Below are 18,901 nucleotides of genomic sequence, written 5' to 3'. Positions count from 1 at the left end.
CGCTGGGGCCACGCTGCCGGGGAGGGATCAGCCGCGGCCGGACTCCGGTGCACGCCGCGGCCGGTCAGTCCCGGAGCGCGGCGAGGAGGGCGGCGACGGCGGGGGAGTCGGTCATGCTCCGCCGGTGCAGGGCGACCACGTCGCGCGTGGGGACCGGCTCGGCGGCCGGGACGGCGACGAGGTCCGGGCCGAGCGGCTGACGGCCGAGCCGGGGGACCAGGGCGATGCCGAGGCGGGCGCGGACCAGGGCGAGGTGGGAGTCGAACTCCATCGACTGGTGCGCGATGCGCGGCAGCCGGCCGGTGCCGTCGTACATCCGGTGCAGCCACTGGCGGCAGATCGTGCCCTCGGGGGTCGCGACCCAGTCCTCCTCGAGGAGGTCGCGGGGGGTGAGCAGGTCCCGGCCGGCGAGGGGGTGGTCGCGGTGGACGATCACGTCGGCGACGTCGGTGGCGATCGTCGTCGCCACCAGGTGGTCGGGGACCACGAGGGGTACGTCGCCCCAGCGGTGGGCCACGCCCAGGTCGGCCTGGCCCGAGGACACCAGGTCGACGGTGTCCCAGGGCTCGCACTCGTGCAGCGTCACGCTCAGGTCGGGGTGCTCGTTGAGGAGCAGCCGCAGCCGCGGCGCGACCAGGCCGCGCACGGCGGTCGAGAAGGCCGTCATCCGCAGCCGCCCGGCGACGGCGCCGGCCTCGCGGTGCAGCCGGGCCTCGAGCTCCTCGAGGTCGGCCAGCACCCGACCGCCGGCCTCCACGAGGTGATGGCCGTGCCGGGACAGCACCACGCCGCGGCCGACCCGCTCCAGCAGCGGCACGCCGGTCTGCCGCTCGAGCCGCTTGACCTGCTGGGAGACCGCGCTGGGGGTGAACCCCAGCGCGTCGGCCGCAGCGACGACCGAGCCGTGCGCCGCGACGGCCCGCAGCGAGGTGAGGGCGGCGAGGTCGATCATGAAGCGACCGTACACAGTCATCGGTGCAAAGCATCGCTGGTGCTTCAGGATCGTCGGCCGCAGGCTGGGTCCCGTGAACCGCCGTGACAGCCTCCTGGCCGCCCTGGTCGCCTCGGTGTGGGGCTTCAACTTCATCGTCATCTACTGGGGGATGGGCGAGGTCCCGCCGCTGCTGTTCTGCGCGATCCGGTTCCTCGTCGTCCTGGTGCCCGCGGTGTTCCTCGTCCGCCGCCCGCAGGTGCCCTGGCGCACCCTGGCGCTGGTCGGCGCGACGATGTCGCTGGGCCAGTTCGGCTTCCTGTACGTCGCCATGGCCGCCGGCCTCCCGCCGGGGCTCGCCGCCCTGGTGCTCCAGGCGCAGGTCGTCTTCACGGTCGTGATCGCCACCGCGGTGCTTCGCGAGCGCCCCACCGCCGCCCAGGCGGCCGGCGTGCTGGTGGGCACCCTCGGCCTGGTCGTCGTCGCGGTCGGCCGAGGCGGTCACGTACCGCTCACCGCGCTCGCCCTCTGCCTGCTCGGCGCGCTGTCGTGGGGCACCGGCAACGTCGTCTCCCGCGCTTCCGGCGCCCCGGGCGGCCTGGGCCTGACCGTGTGGTCCGCGCTCGTCGTGCCGGTGCCGCTGCTGGCGCTCTCGCTGCTGGTCGACGGCCCGGCCGCCGTGGCCGACGGGCTCGCCGCCTTCGGCTGGGAGGCGGTCGTCTCCACCGGCTACACCGCGGGGCTCGCCTCGCTCGTGGGGTACGGCGTGTTCAACACGCTGCTCGCCCGCAACCCGTCGGCGGCCGTGGTCCCGTGGGTGCTGCTCGCCCCGGTCGTCGCGACGGTCTCGGCCTGGCTGCTGCTCGGGCAGGTGCCCAACGTGGCCGAGGGTGCCGGCGGCGCGCTGCTCGTCCTCGGGGCGCTGGTCGCGCTCCGGCCGCGGCGTCGCCCGACCCCGCCTCGTGATGCCCAGCGTGCGCCGGGGCGCACCCTCAGCAGCACGAGGCGATGAAGGAGGCGCCTCAGCCGCGCCCGGACTCGGTGTAGGCCGGACCGCCGCCGAGGTTGGCCATCGCGGCGCGCACCCGGCGGGCGGTGAAGTCCGCGCAGAGCTGGTCGGCCTCCTCGAGGGTGCGGAACTCCGCGGAGCGGATCTCGCGGACCTGCTTGACGATCCGGTCGGTGAGCGAGGCGTCGTGGACGCCGCCGTCGAAGACCAGGCACAGCGCGTCGTCCCAGCCGCTCCACGGCGGCAGCCAGTCGGTGAGCAGCAGGGAACCGGTGGAGATCCGGAGGCCGAGCTCCTCCTCGACCTCGCGCTCGACGGCCGTCTGCGGCGACTCGCCGACCTCGACGACGCCGCCCGGGAGGTCCCAGTCCTGCTTGTAGGTCAGCTGGCACAGCAGCACCCGGCCCTCGCGGTCGCGCACCAGCATCTGGCCGATCGCGCGCTTGCGGGGGAGGAAGGAGTTGAGCAGCGCCCGGAAGCCCTCGGGCTCCGAGGTCGGCACGTCGGTGGCCAGGCGGGCGTAGACGATCCGGTCGACCGGCGTCCCGTCGACGGTCACGCCCCGCATGACCCCCTCGCGGCGCATGCCCGACCAGGTGGCGGTGCGCTGGCCGCCCTCGTCGGCGGGGTCGACCAGGGCCTCGACCCGGGCGTGGGTGATCAGGGCCTCGGCCACCTCGCGACGTACGACGTCGACGGGCTCGCCGGGGAGCCAGGAGATCCGCGCGACGCCCTCCGCGACGGTGGCCCAGGTGGTCGGCTGGTCGGTCACGGGTTCACCCTAGGGGTCGGCCGGTGATCACCGGCCGACCCCCGCCGACCCCGCCCGGGACTCCGCCCGGGACCCCGCCCGGGACCCCGCCCGGGCAGCCCGGGTGCCCCGGGCGGCCCGGTCGGCCCGGGCGGCTCAGGCGAAGTCGGCCTTGCGGATGAGCGCGTGGATGCCGGTGGTGCGGTCGACGACCTGGGAGACCTGGAAGTCGGTGGCGGCCGAGAGGTAGGCGTAGGCCACCGGCCCCGGCATCCCCTTCTCCTCGACCAGGAAGGCGAGCGCCTGGCGCACGGCGTCCTTCATCGCCAGGTCCAGGCTGGTCTCGTTGCCGCCGCCCTCGGGGCCGTCGCCGTCGGAGAGCCCGATCGGCAGCCAGAAGTCGGGGGTCTCGGCGAAGGGCTGGTCGAAGGCGATCCTCGGCACCTTCCGGCTGCCGGCCTTGATGACTGAGAGCCGCAGCGTCGCGCGCAGCGAGCCCTCCATCGCGGTCAGCGCGACCTCGCCGTCGCCCTGCGCCATGTGCGGGTCGCCGGTGAAGAACAGCGCGCCCGCCACCTGCACCGGCAGGTAGAGCGTCGAGCCGACGACGAGGTCGTTGATGTCGAGGTTGCCGCCGGCGTACGTCGGCGGCACCGAGTCGACCATCGCGTCGGTGTCGCGCGCGACGCCCATCAGGCCCAGGAACGGCGCCAGCCCGAACCCGACGGGCACCGGGCCGGGCAGCTTCGCGCGCAGTCCGTGCTTGGCGGAGCGGCGGACCGAGGCGAAGACGCTGATGTTGCCGCCCTCGTTGACGTACCGCGCGTTGGCGGGGTCCTCGACGAACTGCTCGGGGTAGGTGCCCGGCAGCGCGCCCTTGCCGTGCCGGTTGGAGATCACGCCGTAGGGGACGCGCAGCGGCAGCGCGAGCACGTCGACCTTGAGCACGTCACCCGGCTCGGCGCCGCGCACCGCGATCGGCCCGGTGACCACGTGCGGCCCGGGGCCGGCGTGCTCGGCGCGGGCGGCGACGGCGACGGCGTCGCGCAGCACGTGCTTCTCGGGGACGCCGAAGGTCTCGAAGTACTGCCGCGGGTCCTTGCCCTGGTCCTCGAGCAGCCCCTCGTGGGAGATCGTGTCGATGGTGACGACCGTCCCGGAGTCGACGACGGCGACGGGCTTCGCGGTGCGGTTGGGCAGGTGCCCCCACCAGACCTCGTCGGCGCGGGAACGGACGTAGCGGCCCCGGGTCTTGCCCTGCCCGGGCTGGAGGATGGTGACGCCCCGGCTGCTGGGGGCGGCGTACGCCGGGGTGCCGGCGCCGGCGGCGAGCGCGGCGCCGCTGCCGATCGCGCCGGCGGCGGTCGCCCGCAGCACGGCGCGCCGGGCGAGGGCACGGGAGAGGTCGGTGGCGGCGGGCGTGGCGGGTGTGGTGTCCATGCGGGGCACCCCACACCCGCCACGTTGACGCCAGCGGCGTCCTGCGTTGCCGTCGCGTTACGGCTGAGCCTTGACGCAGCAGAGCTCAGGCCCGGCGGCGGAACCAGACCGTCGCGAGCGGCGGCACCACGATGTCGGCGTGGGCGGGCAGGCCGAGGTGCTCGCCGGCGACCGCGGTGATCGCGCCCATGTTGCCGACCCCGGAGCCGGTGTAGGTCTCGGCGTCGGTGTTGAGCACCTCCTCCCACACCCCCTCGGCGGGCAGGCCGAGCCGGTAGCCCTCGTGGGGAACGGCGGCGAAGTTCGCGACGCAGACCAGCTCCGGCGTCGCGGCCCCGTCGGGCACGCGGCGTACGAAGGAGAAGGTGTTGTGGCCGGCGTCGTTGGCGTCGATCCACTGGAACCCGGCGGGGTCGTGGTCGGCGGCCCACAGTGCGGGCGAGCCGGTGTAGACCCGGTTGAGGTCGCGGACCAGCGCGTGCACGCCGCGGTGCTCGGGGTGGTCCAGCAGCCACCAGTCGAGCTCGCGGGACTCCGCCCACTCCGACTCCTGGCCGAGCTCGGCGCCCATGAACAGCAGCTGCTTGCCCGGGTGGGCCCACATGAAGCCGAGGTAGGCGCGGAGGTTCGCCAGCTGCTGCCACCGGTCGCCGGGCATCTTGCGCAGCAGCGAGCCCTTGCCGTGCACGACCTCGTCGTGGCTGATCGGCAGCACGTAGTTCTCCGACCAGGCGTAGACGAGGGAGAAGGTCATCTCGCCGTGGTGGTACGCGCGGTGGACCGGCTCGTGCGCGACGTAGTCGAGGGAGTCGTGCATCCAGCCCATGTTCCACTTGAAGCCGAAGCCGAGGCCGTCGGCGCTGGTCGGGCGGGTGACGCCGGGCCAGGAGGTGGACTCCTCCGCGACCGTGACGATGCCGGGGACCCGCTTGTAGACGGTGGCGTTCATCTCCTGGAGGAACTGCACCGCCTCGAGGTTCTCGCGGCCGCCGTGCTTGTTCGGCGTCCACTCGCCCTCCTCGCGGGAGTAGTCGAGGTAGAGCATCGAGGCGACGCCGTCGACGCGCAGGCCGTCGGCGTGGAACTCCTCGAGCCAGTAGATCGCGTTGGCGTAGAGGAAGTTGCGCACCTCGTTGCGCCCGAAGTTGAAGATGTGGGAGCCCCACTCCTTGTGCCACCCGCGCTGGGGGTTGGGGTCCTCGTAGAGCGGGGTGCCGTCGAAGCGGGCCAGCGCCCACTCGTCGGTGGCGAAGTGGCCCGGCACCCAGTCCAGGATGACGCCGATGCCGGCCTGGTGGAGCCGGTCGACGAGCAGCTTGAAGCCGTCGGGGTCGCCGAAGCGGGAGTCCGGCGCGAAGTACGACGTCACGTGGTAGCCCCACGAGCCGCCGAACGGGTGCTGCATGACCGGCATCAGCTCGACGTGGGTGAAGCCGAGGTCGGCGAGGTACGCCGGCAGGTCCTCGGCCAGCTCCGCCCACGACCAGAAGCGGCCGTCGGGGTGCTTCTTCCACGAGGCGAGGTGCATCTCGTAGACCGACATCGCCTCGGCGACCGGCTGCCTGGCGGGCCGCTCGGCCATCCAGGCGTCGTCGCCCCACTCGTAGGTGGACTCGTACACCAGGGACGAGGTGGCCGGGGGCCGCTCGGCCCACGCGGCCATCGGGTCGGCCTTCTCCCGCCACTCGCCGTCCTGGCCGAGGATGCCGTACTTGTAGGCCGTGCCGGTGCCGAGCCCGGGCACGAACAGCTCCCAGACCCCCGAGCTGCCGAGCTGGCGCATCGGGTGCTCGCGGCCGTCCCAGCTGTTGAAGGAACCCTTGAGCCGGACGCCGCGGGCCGAGGGGGCCCACACCGCGAAGGACGTGCCCGACACGGTCTGCTCGATCCCGATGCCGGGGTAGTGCTGGACCCGCGCGCCGAGCACGGTCCACAGCTGCTCGTGGCGGCCCTCGTTGATCAGGTGGAGGTCGACCTCGCCGAGGGTGGGCAGGAAGCGGTAGGGGTCGTCGACCTCGACCGGCTCGCCGTCGTAGGCGACCGTCACCCGGTAGTCGGGCACCTCGGCGACGGGCAGGACGCCGACCCAGAAGCCCTCGTACTCGTGCTCGAGGCGGGTCTCGCCCCAGGCGCCGGTCACCGCGACGCTGGAGGCCAGCGGCTTGAGCACGCGGACGGTCACGCCGCCCTCGTGCGGGTGGGCGCCGAGCACGCTGTGCGGGTCGCCGTGGCCACCGGTGAGGATCAGGTCGAGCTGCTCGCGGGCGACCGGCCGGACCGAGGGGGTGCCGGTCGAGGTGCCGGTCGAGGTGCCGGCCGGGCTGCCGGTGGAGGGGGTGCTGCGGGGCGTGGTCATGCGGCTCCGATCCGTGCGACGGCCTCGAGCGGGATGGACACCCAGCCGGGCCGGTTGCGGGTCTCGTAGACGGTCTCGTAGACGGCCTTGTCGGCGACGTACGCCGCCAGCAGGACCTGCTCGTCCGCGGTCGGCTCTCCGTCGGCGTACGCCGTCAGGAAGTGGTTGCGGTTGCGGTGGGCCCACTCCTCGGCCCGGTAGGCCAGCTGGGCGGCGGCCTCGGCGTCGTCCTCACTGAGGTCGACGCTCTGCTTCTCCACCACGCGGGGCGCGTAGTCGAAGGAGCGCAGCATCCCCGCGACGTCGCGCCACGGGCTGTCGAGCTCGAGCCGCTCGGCGAGCGGCTTGGCCGGCTCGCCCTCGAAGTCGACGATCTTCCAGCCCTTGGCGGTGCGCAGGGTCTGGCCGAGGTGGAGGTCGCCGTGGACGTGCTGGACGTCGACCCCGTCGAGGGCCGCGACCGCGTCGTACGTCGCGCGGAGCGCGTCGGCGTGCGGGGCGAGCTCGGGCACCACCTCGAGCGCCGCGTCGAGCCGCGCGCGCATGCCGTCGGCCAGCGCCCGGGCGGCCTCGGGGCCGCGCCGCTCCACCCCGAAGTGCTCGCGCAGCAGGGCGTGGACGTCGCGCAGGGTCCAGCCGAGCCGCTCGGACTCGCCGGCGAAGTCGCCGCCGACCTCGTGGGCGTGGAGGTCGGCCTCGGCGAAGAGGTCGCGCACGCTGGCCAGTGCGAGGTCCCAGCCGTCGGTGGCGGTGCGCAGGAACTGCTGGAGCATCGCGAGGTGGTACTCCTCGCCCGCGTGGTCGGTCCAGGTCATCCAGCCGTAGAGCGCGGCGATGTCGGTGGAGCCGGCCCGGGTCAGCGCGTCGTGCACGGTGATGTCGGGGTTGGGGCCCGCGGTCACCTTGCGGAACAGCTTCATGATCGAGTCCTCGCCGAAGAGCACCGAGGAGTTGGACTGCTCCCCGGTGAACAGCGAGGCGACGCCCTCGGGGTCGAGGTCGTGCCCGGGCAGGCGGTGGAAGGTGAGCCCGGTGGCCCCGGCGACGGGGGAGTCGCTCGCCGCGACGAAGGAGCGCAGCCAGCAGGCCATCGCCTCGCGGTCGTGCAGCGCGTCGTAGGCGTGGACCCAGCCGAGGTCCGGCTCCTCCCACCAGCCGATGAAGGCGTGGTCGAGCCGGCTCTCCGCCTCGGTGTAGAGCACCAGCGGGACCTGATAGGTCTCGCGGCCGCCCTCGGCGTCGCGGTAGGTGAGCTCGACGAGGTGGTCGGCGACGGTGGGGCCGACGTCGACGCAGCCGGGCACCTGCCCGATGCGGCGGACGCCGGTGACCTCGAAGGGTCGTCCCTTGCCCCCGAACCAGCGGGTCTTCTCGAGGTAGTCGACGAAGACCTGCGGGTCGAGGTGGTCGACGGTGGGCCGGTCCAGCGGGTTCTCGCTCATAGCAGCTGCCCTTCTTCGGCGTTCTCCGGCCTGGTCAGGCGGAACCAGTAGAAGCCGTAGCCACTCATCGTCAGCAGGTACGGAAGCTCGCCGATCGCCGGGAACGGCACGCCGCCCAGGAGCTCGACCGGGACCATGCCCTCGAAGCGCCGCAGGTCCAGCTCGACCGGCTGGGGGAAGCGCGAGAGGTTGTTGACGCACAAGATGATGTCGTCCTCGCCGTCCTGGGCGTGCTCGCGGACGTAGGAGAGCACCGAGGGGTTCGAGCCACCGAGGTCGCCGAACGAGCCGAGGCCGAAGGCCGGGTGGTGCCGGCGGGCGTGGATCATCCGGCGGGTCCAGTGCAGCAGCGAGGAGGAGTTCTCCATCTGCGCCTCGACGTTGACCGACTGGTAGCCGTAGACCGGGTCCTGGATGGCGGGCAGGTGCAGCTTGCCCGGCGTCGCGGAGGAGAAGCCGGCGTTGCGGTCCGGGGTCCACTGCATCGGCGTGCGGACGCCGTCGCGGTCACCGAGCCAGATGTTGTCGCCCATGCCGATCTCGTCGCCGTAGTAGAGGACGGGGGAGCCGGGCAGGGAGAGCAGCAGCGCGGTGAACAGCTCGATCTGGTTGATGTCGTTGTCGAGCAGGGGCGCCAGGCGGCGGCGGATGCCGATGTTGGCCTTCATCCGCGGGTCCTTGGCGTACTCGCTCCACATGTAGTCGCGGTCCTCGTCGGTGACCATCTCGAGGGTCAGCTCGTCGTGGTTGCGCAGGAAGATGCCCCACTGGCAGCCGTGCGGGATCGGCGGCGTCTGCTCGAGGATCTCGGAGATGGGGAAGCGCGACTCGCGGCGGACCGCCATGAAGATGCGCGGCATCACCGGGAAGTGGAAGCACATGTGGCACTCGTCGCCACCGGACTCGAAGTCGCCGAAGTAGTCCACGACGTCCGCGGGCCACTGGTTGGCCTCGGCGAGCAGCACCTTGCCGGGGTACTTCTCATCGACGTAGCGGCGGACCTTGCGGAGGAACTCGTGGGTCTCGGGGAGGTTCTCGCCGTTGGTGCCCGGCCGCTCGTAGAGGTAGGGCACGGCGTCGAGGCGGAAGCCGTCGAGGCCCATGTCGAACCAGAACGCGATCGCTTCGAGGATCGCGTCGTGGACCTTCGGGTTGTCGAAGTTCAGGTCGGGCTGGTGGGCGAAGAACCGGTGCCAGTAGTACTGCTGGCGCACCGGGTCCCAGGTCCAGTTCGACGGCTCGGTGTCGACGAAGATGATCCGCGCCTCTTGGTAGAGCTCATCGGAGTCCGACCAGACGTAGAAGTCGCCGTAGGGGCCGTCGGGGTCCTCCCGGCTGGCCTGGAACCACGGGTGCTGGTCGCTGGTGTGGTTCATGACGAAGTCGATGATCACGCGGATGCCGCGCTGGTGGGCCTCGTCGAGGAACTGGTGGAAGTCCTCCACCGTGCCGATCTCGGGGAGGATGTTGGTGTAGTCGGCCACGTCGTACCCGCCGTCGCGCAGCGGCGAGGTGAAGAACGGCGGGATCCACAGGCAGTCGACCCCGAGCCACTCCAGGTAGTCGAGCTTCTCGATCAGGCCCTGGAAGTCGCCGGTGCCGTCGCCGTTGGAGTCGCGGAAGGAGCGGACCAGCACCTCGTAGAAGACCGCCGTCTTGAACCAGTCGGGCTGGCGGGCGGTGTCGTCGGGGAACGGGTCGCCCTCGGGCGCCTGGCCCATCGGGCTCAGGTGCTGCTCGGGCTGGTCGGTGTGCTCCGGCGTCGTGCTCGTCGGGGCGTCGGTCACCGGGTCCTCCTCACGGTCAGGACGTGCGCGGGCTCGTGGTAGGGGTCGAGGCGGACGTAGTTGTGCTGCGCCCAGCTCCAGTCGTCCCCCGTGATCTCGTCGTGGACGATGAACGACTCGCCCGCCTCCATCCCCATCGCGGGCAGGTCGAGGTGGACCGTGGTCTCGCGGGTGGCGTGGGGGTCGAGGTTGACCACGACGATCACGTCGTCGGGGGTGCCGTCGGCGGCGACCGCATGCTTGCTGTAGACGAGGATGTTCTCGTCGTCGCTGGAGTGGATGACCACGTTGCGCAGCAGCTGGAGCGCCCGGTGTCCGCGGCGGACCTCGTTGAGCCGGGTCAGGTACGGCGCCAGGGTGCGGCCCTCGCGCGCGGCACCGTCCCAGTCGCGGATGCGGATCTGGTACTTCTCGGAGTCGAGGTACTCCTCGCTGCCGGGCTTGACCGCGACATGCTCGTAGAGCTCGTAACCGGCGTACACGCCCCAGCTCGGCGAGCCGGTCGCCGCGAGCACGGCACGGATCTTGAACGCCGCCGGGCCGCCGTACTGCAGGTAGGCGTGGAGGATGTCGGGGGTGTTGACGAAGAAGTTCGGCCGCATGACGTGGTCGGACTCGGTCGCCAGCTCGCGGAGGTACTCCTCGAGCTCCCACTTCGCGGTGCGCCAGGTGAAGTAGGTGTAGCTCTGGTGGAAGCCCACCGCGCCGAGGCCGTGCATCATCGCCGGGCGGGTGAAGGCCTCGGAGAGGAACAGCACGTCGGGGTCGGTGCGGCGCACCTCCCTGAGCAGCCACTCCCAGAACGCGACCGGCTTGGTGTGCGGGTTGTCGACGCGGAAGATCCGTACGCCGTGGCTCATCCAGTGCTTGACCACGCGCAGCACCTCGCGGCAGATGCCGCTCGGGTCGTTGTCGAAGTTGATCGGGTAGATGTCCTGGTACTTCTTCGGCGGGTTCTCCGCGAAGGCGATCGACCCGTCGGCCCGGGTGGTGAAGAACTCCGGGTGCTCGGTGACCCACGGGTGGTCCGGGGCGGCCTGGAGCGCGAGGTCGAGCGCGACCTCGAGGCCGAGCTCGCCGGCCCGGGCGACGAAGGCGTCGAAGTCCTCGATCGTGCCGAGGTCGGGGTGGACGGCGTCGTGCCCGCCGAACCGCGAGCCGATCGCCCACGGCGAGCCCGGGTCGTCGGGGCCGGGGGTCAGCGTGTTGTTCGGGCCCTTGCGGTTGACCTCGCCGATGGGGTGGATCGGCGGCAGGTAGATCACGTCGAAGCCCATCGCGGCCACGGCGTCGAGCCGCTCCGCGGCGGTGCGGAGGGTGCCGCTGGTGACCTTGCCGGTCTCCGGGTCGCGGGTCGCCCCCTCCGAGCGCGGGAAGAACTCATACCAGCTGCCGTAGAGGGCGCGCTCCCGGTCGGCGTAGAGCGGGTAGGGGCCCTCGACGGTCACCAGCTCGCGCAGCGGGTGGTCGAGGAAGACGGCGTCGAGCTCGGGGGCCTCCAGCACCGCGAGCCGCGCGGCATCGGGGCGCGAGGTGTCGGTGCACGCCTCGATCGCGGCGTCGACCACCTCGCGGGCGGCGCTGTCCTTGCCGTCGAGGTCGCCGCGGACGCGCTCGAGGAGCAGGCGGCCCTCCTTGAACATCAGCTCGACGTCGACACCGGCGGGGATCTTCAGCCCCGCGGCGTGCTGCCAGGTCGCGACCGGGTCGGACCAGGCCTGGATCTCGAAGGTCCAGGCGCCGGGGGCGTCGGGCGTGACCCACGCGTCGTACCGGTCGGGGACCTCGGCGTGCTTGGTCATCCGCACCGGCGGGCGGCGCGTTCCGGAGGGGTCGGTGAGGACCACCTCGGCGCCGAGCCGGTCGTGCCCCTCGCGGAAGACCGTGGCCCGGACGGGCAGCGGCTCCCCGACGGTGGCCTTCGCCGGCTGCCGGCCGAGGTCGACCACGGGCATGACGTTCATGACGGGTATGCGTCCGACCATTTCTCCAACCTAGTGGCGTCTCGCGGCAGGCACACAAGTCGCGCCGTCGCGGTGTGCGGGCGGGGCCCGAGGGCTCCGGCTCTGGGGGCATGTACCCAGGTCGGGACGTGGCGAACGGATCAGCGCGAAACAGTTGGAACGATCAAAGAATCTCGCTAGCGTCAGCCTCGTGCGTGCCATTCGTCGATTCACCGTCCGTCCCGTCCTCCCGCCCGCGCTCGCCGCGCTCGGCGAGCTCGCGGGGAACCTGCGCTGGTCCTGGCACCCCGAGACCCAGGACGTCTTCGAGCGCGTCGACCCCGTGCTGTGGCACTCGACCGGCCGCGACCCGGTCAAGCTGCTCGGCTCGGTCGGCCGCGCCCGCCTCGACGACCTCGCCGGGGACCAGGGGTTCCTGGACGCGCTGGCCGCGGCCCGGGCCGACCTGCAGACCTACCTGACCGAGGACCGCTGGTACCAGAAGCGTGGCCCCGCCGGCGGGCCGTCCTCGATCGCCTACTTCTCCCCGGAGTTCGGCATCACCGCGGTGCTGCCGCAGTACTCCGGCGGCCTCGGCATCCTCGCCGGCGACCACCTCAAGGCGGCCAGCGACCTCGGCGTGCCGATCATCGGCGTCGGCCTGCTCTACAAGCACGGCTACTTCAAGCAGTCGCTGTCTCGCGAGGGCTGGCAGCAGGAGACCTACCCCGTCCTGGACCCCGACGAGCTGCCGATCTCGCTGCTGCGCGAGCCCGACGGCTCCCGGGCGACGATCTCCCTGGCGATGCCCGACGGCCCCGACCTGGTCGCCCGGATCTGGGTCGCCAGCGTCGGCCGGGTGCCGCTGCTCATGCTCGACACCGACGTCGAGGAGAACCCCGAGCACTACGTCGGGGTCACCGACCGGCTCTACGGCGGCAACTCCGAGCACCGGCTGCGCCAGGAGCTGCTGCTGGGCATCGGCGGCGTCCGCGCGCTGCGCGCCTACGCCCGGCTCACCGGGCACCCCGCCCCCGAGGTCTTCCACACCAACGAGGGCCACGCCGGCTTCCTCGGCCTCGAGCGGATCCGCGAGCTCACCGTCGACGAGGCCGGCCCCCGGCTCGACTTCGACACCGCGCTCGAGGTCGGCCGCGCCTCGACCGTCTTCACCACCCACACGCCGGTGCCCGCCGGCATCGACCGGTTCCCGCGCACGCTGGTCGAGCAGTACCTCTCCGACGCGGGGCCGGTGCCCGGCGTCCCGGTCGACCGGATCCTCGCGCTGGGCGCCGAGGACTACGAGGGCGGCGACGGCTCGGTCTTCAACATGGCCGTCATGGGCTTCCGCCTGGCCCAGCGCGCCAACGGCGTCTCGAAGCTCCACGGCCACGTGAGCCGGGAGATGTTCAACGGCCTGTGGCCGGCCTTCGACGAGGCTGAGGTGCCGATCGGGTCGATCACCAACGGCGTGCACGCCCCGACGTGGGTCGCCCGCGAGGTCTTCGAGCTGGCCACCGAGGTCGGTGCGGACCCCGACGACCTCGACAGCTTCTGGGCCGCGGCCGACAAGATCCCCGGCCGGCGCATCTGGGACGTCAAGCGCCAGCTGCGCGAGCGGCTCGTCGCCGACGCCCGTCGGCGCATGCACCGCTCCCACGAGAAGCGCGGCCAGGCCCCCGCGGAGCTGGGCTGGATCGACTCCGCGCTCGACCCCGACGTGCTGACCATCGGCTTTGCGCGGCGGGCGGCGTCGTACAAGCGGCTGACGCTGCTGCTGCGCGACCCGGCCCGGCTCAAGCGGCTGCTCACCGACCCCGAGCGGCCCGTGCAGCTGGTGATGGCCGGCAAGGCCCACCCGGCCGACGACGGCGGCAAGAAGCTGATCCAGGCCATCGTGCAGCTCGCCGACGACGCGGACGTGCGGCACCGGATCGCCTACCTGCCCAACTACGACATCGCGATGGCGCAGCCGCTCTACCCCGGCTGCGACGTGTGGCTCAACAACCCGCTGCGCCCCTACGAGGCGTGCGGCACCTCGGGCATGAAGGCCGCCCTGAACGGCGGGCTCAACCTCTCCATCCTCGACGGCTGGTGGGATGAGTGGTACGACGGCGAGAACGGCTGGGCGATCCCGTCGGCCGACGGCGTCGAGGACACCGACAAGCGCGACGACCTCGAGGCGGCGGCCCTCTACGACCTCATCGAGAACGAGGTCGCGCCGCGCTTCTACGACGTCGACGAGGAGGGCGTGCCGACCCGCTGGCTGGAGATGCTGCGGCACACCCTGAAGTCGCTCGGCCCCAAGGTGCTGGCGACCCGGATGGTCCGCGACTACACCCAGCAGCTCTACGTCCCGGCCTCGGTCAACGCCCGGCGCCTCAACGACGACTACGCCGGCGCCGCGGAGCTGGCGGCCTGGAAGCGCCGCGTCCGCACCGGCTGGGCGGGCGTGCGCGTCGAGCACGTCGAGAGCAGCGGTGTGGGCGACGCGCCCGAGGTGGGTGCGGTGATGTCGGTGCGCGCCTTCGTGGCGCTCGGCGACCTCGCGCCCGGCGACGTCGCGGTGCAGCTGGTGCACGGCCGCACGACCAGCGAGGACGAGCTGCGCGACACCTCGGTGACCGAGCTGGTCCTGGCCGAGAGCTACGAGGGTGGCCGGCACCGCTTCGACGGCGACGTCACCCTCGACCAGTCCGGCGCGTTCGGCTACACCGTGCGGGTCGTGCCGCGCAACGAGCTGCTGGTCTCCCCGGCCGAGCTGGGCGTGGTGGCGCTGCCAGCCTGAACCATCCGCTGGTTGAGCAGCGAAGGCCGCACCGCTGGTTGAGCAGCGAAGGCCGCCAGGCCTGAGCGTGTCGAAACCCGGTGAGGTGCGCAGGGCTCTGCGCGGGTGCGGGGGTTTCGACACGGCTCGCTGGCGCTCGCCTGCTCAACCAGCGGGTGGTGGGGCGGGTCTGCTGTTGGTTGAGCAGCGAAGGCCGCCAGGCCTGAGCGTGTCGAAACCCGGTGTGGGGTGCAGGGCCGTGGCCATGGTCGCCGGGTTTCGACACGGCTCGCTGGCGCTCGCCTGCTCAACCAGCGGGTGGTGGCGCGGGTCTGCTGTTGGTTGAGCAGCGAAGGCCGCCAGGCCTGAGCGTGTCGAAACCCGGTGAGGGGTGCAGGGCCTCGGCCAGGGTCGCCGGGTTTCGACACGGCTCGCTGGCGCTCGCCTGCTCAACCAGCGGGTGGTGGCGCGGGTCTGCTGTTGGTTGAGCAGCGAAGGCCGCTAGGCCTGAGTGTGTCGAAACCCGGTGAGGGGTGCAGGGCCTCGGCCAGGGTCGCCGGGTTTCGACACGGCTCGCTGGCGCTCGCCTGCTCAACCAGCGGGGCCGCCTGCTCAACCAGCGGGTGGTGGGGCGGGTCTGCTGTTGGTTGAGCAGCGAAGGCCGTCTGGCGGCCTGAGCGTGTCGAAACCCGGTGAGGGGTGCAGGGCCTCGGCCATGGTCGCCGGGTTTCGACACGGCTCGCTGGCGCTCGCCTGCTCAACCAGCGGGTGGTGGCGGCGCGGGTCTGCTGTTGGTTGAGCGTGTCGAAACCCGGTGAGGTGCGCAGGGCTCTGCGCGGGTGCGGGGGTTTCGACACGGCTCGCTGGCGCTCGCCTGCTCAACCAGCGGGGCCGCCTGCTCAACCAGCGGGTGGTGGCGCGGGTCAGGACTCGCGGAGGACGACGACGGTGCGGCGGCCGAGGGTGAGCCGGTCGCCGGCCTTGACCTCGGTGCCGACCGGCAGCCGGGCGTCGGTGGAGAGCGCGACCGTGCCGCGCTGGACCCAGTCGTTCTCGGGCAGCTCGATGCGCTGGGGGAGCCAGGTGGCGTTGAACCACAGCATGAAGGACGCGTCGACCTGCTGCTCCCCGCGCGGCCCGGGGGAGCGCAGCGGCGCGCCGGAGACGAACATGCCGATCGTGCGCAGGTCCGGGTCGTACCAGTCCTCGGCCTCCATCTCCCGGCCCGTGGGGTGCAGCCAGGCCAGGTCCTTGGGGCCGCCGCGGATCGTCGGGCGACCCTCGAACCAGTGCCGCTGCCGCAGCGCCGGGTGCTCGCGCCGCAGCCGCAACGCCGCCTTGGTCACCTCGTAGACGTCGAGCCAGGCGTCGTCGGGGCGCCAGTCGATCCACGAGATCTCGTTGTCCTGGCAGTAGGCGTTGTTGTTGCCGCGCTGGGTGCGGCCGCGCTCGTCGCCGGCGGTGATCATCGGGACGCCGTTCGACAGGCAGAGCGTCGCCATCATGTTGGCGGCCTGCCGGCGGCGTACGCCGACCAGCGCCCGGTCGTCGGTCTCGCCCTCGACGCCGTGGTTCCACGAGCGGTTGTTGTCGGTGCCGTCGCGGTTGTCCTCGCCGTTGGCCTCGTTGTGCTTGTGCTCGTAGGTCACCAGGTCGCGCAGGGTGAAGCCGTCGTGGGCGGTGATGAAGTTGATCGAGTTGTACGGCGAGCGGCCGTCGTCGGCGTAGAGGTCGCTGGAGCCGGCGAGCCGGGTCGCCACCCGGCGGATGCCGGGGGAGTGGTTGCGCCAGAAGTCGCGGATCTCGTCGCGGTACTGGTCGTTCCACTCCACCCACGGCGGCGGGAACTCCCCGACGCGGTAGCCGTCCATCGAGGCGTCCCAGGGCTCGGCGATCAGCTTGACGTGGCGCAGCAACGGGTCCTGGCCGATGGCGGTCAGCAGGTGGGAGCCCATGTCGACCTTGCGGTCCACGCGGGTCAGCGCCGACATCAGGTCGAAGCGGAAGCCGTCGACGTGCATCTCGGTGACCCAGTAGCGCAGCGAGTCGAGGATCAGGCGCAGCGCGAAGGGCTGGGCGGCGTCGACGGTGTTGCCGCAGCCGGTGACGTCCCAGTAGGTCTCCGGCGCGGGCCCGCCGGCCGCGTCGCTGCCGACGCGGTAGTAGATCGAGTCGTCGAAGCCGCGGAAGGACAGCGTCGGGCCGAGTGCGCCGGCCTCGGCGGTGTGGTTGTAGACGACGTCGAGGATGACCTCCAGGCCGGCGTCGTGGAACGCCTTGACCATGGCCTTGAACTCGCCGACCTGCTGGCCGCGGTCGCCGGAGGCGGCGTAGCCGTTGTGCGGGGAGAAGTAGTTGAGGGAGTTGTAGCCCCAGTAGTTGGTCAGCCCGCGCTCGGCGAGAGCGGGCTCGGGCACGAACTGGTGCACCGGGAGCAGCTCGACCGCGGTCACGCCGAGGTCCTTGAGGTAGTCCACGACCGCGGGGGTCGCCAGGCCGGCGTACGTCCCGCGCAGGTGCTCGGGGACGCGGTCGTGCAGGGCGGTCATGCCCTTGACGTGCAGCTCGTAGATGACGGTGTCGCGCCACCGCCGGCGAAGCGGCTGGTCGCCGCCCCAGTCGAAGTCGTCGTGGACGACCACGCCGACCGGGACGTACGGCGCCGAGTCGAGCGGGCTCATCGTCCCGGGGTCCCCCAGGGTGTAGTCGAAGATCGCGGGGTCGGCGGTCAGCGACCCGGAGACCGCCCGCGCGAACGGGTCGAGCAGCAGCTTGTTCGGGTTGAACCGCAGGCCGGCGGCGGGGTCCCACGGCCCGTCGAGCCGGTAGCCGTAGCGGGTGCCCGGCGCCACGCCCGGGAGCGCCCCGTGCCAGATGCCGAGGGTCTGCTCGGTGAGCCGGTGGCGGGTCTCCCCGCCCTCGTCGTCGAGCAGGCACAGCCAGGCCGTCGTCGCCCGTGGCGCGTGCACCGCGAAGTTCGTCGACTCCTCGCCCCAGGTCGCGCCCAGCGGCCAGGCGCGGCCCGGCCAGACGGCGGCGCGCTCGCCTTCGCTCCTCCACAACCTTGGGCTCACCGGGTCATTGTCGCCGACGCGGGGGTGGACCCGGGCACAATGCCCCCCGAAGGAAGGCCGAAGCGGGTCCGAGACAGGTCGGCGACCCGATGACGAGGGGGACGAGGGAGCGCGCATGGCAGGCATGACAGGCACGAAGGGCCTCACCGGCGGCACGAAGGTGCGGGCGCAGGTGGCGACGGTCCTGTGGACGCTGTTCGCGCTGGCCGCGATCTTCCTGGCGGTGGGTGCGCTGTGCATCGCCCTGGGGGCGAACCGGGACAACGGGCTGGTGACGTTCGTGCTCGACGTCGCCGACGCGGTCGACCTGGGCATCTTCTCCCGCGACAACGGGATCAAGCAGTTCGAGGGCGGCAACGCCGAGACCAAGAACGCGCTGTTCAACTGGGGCCTGGGCGCCGTGGCATGGCTCGTCGTGGGCCGCGTCGTGGAGCGCGTCGTACGCCCCTGAGCGGCTGCGCGCCAGGCCTGAGGGCTGTGAGGTAGTCCACCGCCGGCCTCTGTTTCCTGCGTTCTGACCCGGCGGTAGCCTCACGAACACATCCGAGTGCACAGGAGGGGCCTTCCCGGCCGTCACCATGAACATTGTTGTCTGTGTGAAGTACGTGCCCGACTCCACTGCCGACCGGCAGTTCGAGTCGGACAACACCGTGGACCGAGTCGGCGTCGACGGGCTCCTGTCGGAGCTCGACGAGTACGCCGTTGAGCAGGCGCTGCAGCTGAAGGAGAAGAACGAGGGCACCACGGTGACCGCGCTCTGCGTGGGGCCGGAGAAGGCCGTCGACGCTGTCCGGAAGGCGCTGCAGATGGGCGCCGACCAGGGCATCCTGGTCACCGACGAGGCCATCGCGGGCTCCGACTACGTCGCCACCTCGCTGGTGCTGGCCAAGGCGATCGAGAAGGCCGGCGCCGCCCTGTCCGACGAGGGGGGGAAGGTCGACCTGGTCATGTGCGGCATGGCCTCGACCGACGCCTCCGGCTCGGTCGTCCCGGCGATGCTCGCCGAGCGCCTCGACCTGCCCCAGGTCACCTTCGCCTCCGTGGTGGAGACCCAGGGCGACCAGGTCCGCATCAAGCGCGACTCCGACACCGCCACCGAGGTCATCGGCGCGACGATGCCGCTGGTCATGTCGGTGACCGACCAGACCGGCGAGGCGCGCTACCCGTCGTTCAAGGGGATCATGGCGGCGAAGAAGAAGCCGCTGGAGACCTGGTCGCTCTCCGACATCGGCGTGGACGCCGGCGAGGTCGGCCTCTCGGCCGCCTGGACCGAGGTCACCGAGACCACGGCCCGCCCGCCGCGCACCGCCGGCGAGATCGTCAAGGACGAGGACGGCTCGGGCGCCACTGCGCTGACGGAGTTCCTCGTGTCGAAGAAGTTCATCTGAGGACCGAGGAGAG

General features: G+C 72.1%; 12 protein-coding genes. 4 read left to right on the top strand and 8 right to left on the bottom strand.

Annotated features, from left to right (window positions below; genetic code table 11):
• Positions 1–64: 64 nt before the first annotated feature.
• Complete coding sequence (locus HPC71_RS14795; protein WP_154614958.1) at positions 65–952, bottom strand: LysR family transcriptional regulator; 888 nt, start codon at positions 950–952, stop codon at positions 65–67.
• A 73-nt stretch (positions 953–1,025) separates the two neighbouring features.
• Here HPC71_RS14795 and HPC71_RS14790 point away from each other — a divergent pair, with 73 nt between their 5' ends.
• A complete protein-coding gene (locus tag HPC71_RS14790; RefSeq protein WP_171896858.1) occupies positions 1,026–1,943 on the top strand; it encodes an EamA family transporter in 918 nt (305 codons plus the stop codon).
• 10 nt (positions 1,944–1,953) lie between these two features.
• On the opposite strand, the gene HPC71_RS14785 is transcribed toward HPC71_RS14790, so the two are convergent.
• The 6 genes from HPC71_RS14785 to HPC71_RS14760 all read right to left on the bottom strand — a co-directional run bounded on the left by HPC71_RS14785 (position 1,954) and on the right by HPC71_RS14760 (position 11,701).
• Entirely contained in the window at positions 1,954–2,712 is a 759-nt protein-coding gene (locus tag HPC71_RS14785) for an NUDIX hydrolase (protein WP_171896857.1), read from the bottom strand.
• Positions 2,713–2,847: 135 nt separating this feature from the next.
• Positions 2,848–4,131 (bottom strand): acetamidase/formamidase family protein, encoded by a 1,284-nt coding sequence (locus HPC71_RS14780; protein ID WP_154614960.1) that lies wholly within the window; start codon positions 4,129–4,131, stop codon positions 2,848–2,850.
• Between the two features lie 85 nt (positions 4,132–4,216).
• Positions 4,217–6,487, bottom strand: a complete 2,271-nt coding sequence (gene glgB / locus HPC71_RS14775; RefSeq protein WP_154614961.1) for a 1,4-alpha-glucan branching protein GlgB — start codon at positions 6,485–6,487, stop codon at positions 4,217–4,219.
• Positions 6,484–7,929, bottom strand: a complete 1,446-nt coding sequence (locus HPC71_RS14770; RefSeq protein ID WP_154613122.1) for a maltokinase N-terminal cap-like domain-containing protein — start codon at positions 7,927–7,929, stop codon at positions 6,484–6,486. Before HPC71_RS14770 ends, glgB begins: the two co-directional genes overlap by 4 nt.
• On the bottom strand, positions 7,926–9,650 hold the full coding sequence (treS, locus tag HPC71_RS14765) for a maltose alpha-D-glucosyltransferase (RefSeq protein WP_154613298.1): 1,725 nt from the start codon (positions 9,648–9,650) through the stop codon (positions 7,926–7,928). The genes HPC71_RS14770 and treS overlap by 4 nt, the downstream gene beginning before the upstream one ends.
• Before the next feature lie 62 nt (positions 9,651–9,712).
• Positions 9,713–11,701 (bottom strand): alpha-1,4-glucan--maltose-1-phosphate maltosyltransferase, encoded by a 1,989-nt coding sequence (locus HPC71_RS14760; protein WP_154614962.1) that lies wholly within the window; start codon positions 11,699–11,701, stop codon positions 9,713–9,715.
• A gap of 169 nt (positions 11,702–11,870) precedes the next feature.
• Between HPC71_RS14760 and glgP the strand changes: the two genes are divergently transcribed.
• Positions 11,871–14,447, top strand: a complete 2,577-nt coding sequence (gene glgP, locus HPC71_RS14755) for an alpha-glucan family phosphorylase (protein WP_171896856.1) — start codon at positions 11,871–11,873, stop codon at positions 14,445–14,447.
• A 902-nt stretch (positions 14,448–15,349) separates the two neighbouring features.
• Here glgP and glgX read toward each other — a convergent pair.
• Entirely contained in the window at positions 15,350–17,500 is a 2,151-nt protein-coding gene (gene glgX, locus HPC71_RS14750) for a glycogen debranching protein GlgX (protein WP_216656426.1), read from the bottom strand.
• 115 nt (positions 17,501–17,615) lie between these two features.
• Here glgX and HPC71_RS14745 point away from each other — a divergent pair, with 115 nt between their 5' ends.
• Positions 17,616–17,951, top strand: a complete 336-nt coding sequence (locus tag HPC71_RS14745; RefSeq protein WP_230084270.1) for a hypothetical protein — start codon at positions 17,616–17,618, stop codon at positions 17,949–17,951.
• Positions 17,952–18,096: 145 nt separating this feature from the next.
• Entirely contained in the window at positions 18,097–18,888 is a 792-nt protein-coding gene (locus HPC71_RS14740; protein WP_253943724.1) for an electron transfer flavoprotein subunit beta/FixA family protein, read from the top strand.
• Positions 18,889–18,901 lie beyond the last annotated feature (13 nt).

This window comes from Nocardioides marmotae (assembly GCF_013177455.1).
Lineage (GTDB): Bacteria > Actinomycetota > Actinomycetes > Propionibacteriales > Nocardioidaceae > Nocardioides > Nocardioides marmotae.
Note: the sequence above shows the minus strand (reverse complement) of the source record. Positions and strands in the feature narration are given on the sequence as shown.

Excerpts from the sequence above, each read along its gene's own strand:
- HPC71_RS14795 (WP_154614958.1), bottom strand. The coding sequence starts at position 952 with ATGATCGACCTCGCCGCCCTCACCTCGCTGCGGGCCGTCGCGGCGCAC.
- HPC71_RS14780 (WP_154614960.1), bottom strand. The coding sequence starts at position 4,131 with ATGGACACCACACCCGCCACGCCCGCCGCCACCGACCTCTCCCGTGCC.
- glgB (WP_154614961.1), bottom strand. The coding sequence starts at position 6,487 with ATGACCACGCCCCGCAGCACCCCCTCCACCGGCAGCCCGGCCGGCACC.
- HPC71_RS14770 (WP_154613122.1), bottom strand. The coding sequence starts at position 7,929 with ATGAGCGAGAACCCGCTGGACCGGCCCACCGTCGACCACCTCGACCCG.
- treS (WP_154613298.1), bottom strand. The coding sequence starts at position 9,650 with ATGGGCCAGGCGCCCGAGGGCGACCCGTTCCCCGACGACACCGCCCGC.
- HPC71_RS14760 (WP_154614962.1), bottom strand. The coding sequence starts at position 11,701 with ATGGTCGGACGCATACCCGTCATGAACGTCATGCCCGTGGTCGACCTC.
- HPC71_RS14745 (WP_230084270.1), top strand. The coding sequence starts at position 17,616 with ATGGCAGGCATGACAGGCACGAAGGGCCTCACCGGCGGCACGAAGGTG.